This window comes from Sediminibacterium sp. FW305-C-61 (assembly GCF_058231065.1).
Genome location: NZ_JBIQXR010000013.1, coordinates 1 through 2846, shown reverse-complemented (window position 1 = coordinate 2846; position 2846 = coordinate 1). Strand labels below are relative to the sequence as shown.

At 40.1% G+C, this 2846-nt stretch carries 1 protein-coding gene; it reads right to left on the bottom strand.

Features of this window, described 5'->3' with window-relative positions; translation table 11 throughout:
- A partial coding sequence (locus tag ACH30E_RS16865; protein WP_490847361.1) for a beta strand repeat-containing protein occupies nucleotides 1-2846 on the bottom strand: 2846 nt, incomplete at both ends.

Genomic DNA, 2846 nt, shown 5'->3' with positions numbered 1-2846 from the left:
GTTCCAGTCGCACTTAAATTAGTTAAACCGGTCAGGTTAGTGATATTAGCTGTTGTAGCACTGATCGTATTAGAAGTGATATTACCCGTAGCGGTGATGTTCTGGATATTTGCCAGATTAGTGATTGTACCTTGTGTACCATCATTTAAAGTAGCACTGATCGTACCACCTACGATATTACCCGTTACAGTGATATTGTCAAATGTACCATTACCACCATTTACATTGGTAGCACTTACAGTACCGATCTGTGCAGTACCAGTTACACTTAAATTAGTAAGACCAGTCAGGTTACTGATCGTTGCATTGGTTGCACTTACTGTTCCAGCTTCAATTGTTCCGGTCGCACTTAAATTAGTTAAGCCTGTCAGATTAGTGATATTAGCAGTGGTAGCACTGATTGTGTTAGAAGTGATATTACCAGTAGCAGTGATGTTCTGGATATTTGCCAGGTTCGTGATTGTACCTTGTGTACCATCATTTAAAGTAGCACTGATAGTACCACCTACAATGTTACCTGTTACAGTGATGTTGTCAAATGTGCCTGAGCCACCATTTACATTAGTCGCACTTACAGTTCCGATCTGCGCGGTGCCAGTTACACTTAAGTTTGTTAAACCACTTAAGTTACTGATCGTTGCATTTGTTGCACTTACAGTTCCCGCTTCAATCGTTCCTGTTGCACTTAAATTAGTTAAACCTGTTAGGTTAGTGATATTAGCTGTTGTAGCACTAATCGTATTAGATGTAATATTACCAGTAGCAGTGATGTTCTGGATATTTGCCAGGTTCGTGATTGTACCCTGCGTACCATCATTTAAAGTAGCACTGATCGTACCACCTACAATGTTACCTGTTACAGTGATGTTGTCAAATGTGCCTGAGCCACCATTTACATTAGTCGCACTTACAGTTCCGATCTGCGCGGTGCCAGTTACACTTAAGTTTGTTAAACCACTTAAGTTACTGATCGTTGCATTTGTTGCACTTACAGTTCCCGCTTCAATCGTTCCTGTTGCACTTAAATTAGTTAAACCTGTTAGGTTAGTGATATTAGCTGTTGTAGCACTAATCGTATTAGATGTAATATTACCAGTAGCAGTGATGTTCTGGATATTTGCCAGATTAGTGATCGTACCTTGTGTACCATCATTTAAGGTAGCACTGATCGTACCACCTACGATAGTACCTGTTACAGTGATATTGTCAAATGTGCCTGAGCCACCATTTACATTGGTAGCACTTACAGTTCCGATCTGAGCAGTGCCCGTTACACTTAAGTTAGTTAAACCAGTTAAGTTACTGATCGTTGCATTCGTCGCACTCACTGTTCCAGCTTCAATCGTACCAGTCGCACTTAAATTAGTTAAACCTGTCAGGTTAGTGATATTAGCTGTTGTAGCACTGATCGTATTAGAAGTGATATTACCAGTAGCAGTGATGTTCTGGATATTTGCCAGATTAGTGATTGTACCTTGTGTACCATCATTTAAAGTAGCACTAATCGTGCCGCCTACGATATTACCCGTTACAGTGATATTGTCAAATGTACCTGAGCCACCATTTACATTGGTCGCACTTACAGTTCCGATCTGAGCAGTACCGGTTACACTTAAGTTAGTTAAGCCACTTAAGTTTGAAATATTTGCATTCGTTGCACTTACTGTTCCAGCTTCAATCGTTCCTGTAGCACTTAAATTAGTTAAACCTGTCAGGTTAGTGATATTAGCTGTTGTAGTACTGATTGTATTAGAAGTGATATTACCAGTAGCGGTGATGTTCTGGATATTTGCCAGATTAGTGATTGTACCCTGGGTACCATCATTTAAAGTAGCACTGATCGTGCCACCTACGATATTACCTGTTACAGTGATATTGTCAAATGTGCCTGAGCCACCATTTACATTGGTAGCACTTACAGTTCCGATCTGAGCAGTGCCGGTTACACTTAAGTTAGTTAAACCAGTTAAGTTACTGATCGTTGCATTGGTTGCACTTACTGTTCCAGCTTCAATCGTTCCGGTCGCACTTAAATTAGTTAAGCCTGTCAGATTAGTGATATTAGCAGTGGTAGCACTGATTGTATTAGAAGTGATATTACCAGTAGCAGTGATGTTCTGGATATTAGCCAGGTTAGTGATTGTACCCTGTGTACCATCATTTAAAGTAGCACTGATCGTACCGCCTACGATATTACCAGTTACAGTGATATTATCAAATGTACCATTACCACCATTTACATTGGTAGCACTTACAGTTCCGATCTGAGCAGTGCCAGTTACACTTAAGTTAGTTAAACCAGTTAAGTTACTGATCGTTGCATTCGTTGCACTTACAGTTCCAGCTTCAATTGTTCCTGTTGCACTTAAATTACTTAAGCCGGTCAGGTTAGTGATATTAGCTGTTGTAGCACTGATTGTATTAGATGTAATATTACCAGTAGCAGTAATGTTCTGGATATTAGCCAGGTTAGTGATTGTACCCTGCGTACCATCGTTTAAGGTTGCACTGATCGTACCGCCTACGATATTACCCGTTACAGTGATATTATCAAATGTACCGTTACCACCATTTACATTGGTAGCACTTACAGTTCCGATCTGTGCGGTGCCCGTTACACTTAAGTTTGTTAAACCACTTAAGTTACTGATCGTTGCATTGGTTGCACTTACAGTTCCCGCTTCAATCGTTCCTGTTGCACTTAAATTAGTTAAACCTGTCAGGTTAGTGATATTAGCTGTTGTAGCACTGATCGTATTAGATGTAATATTACCAGTAGCAGTAATGTTCTGGATATTTGCCAGGTTCGTGATTGTACCCTGCGTACCATCATTTAAAGTAGCACT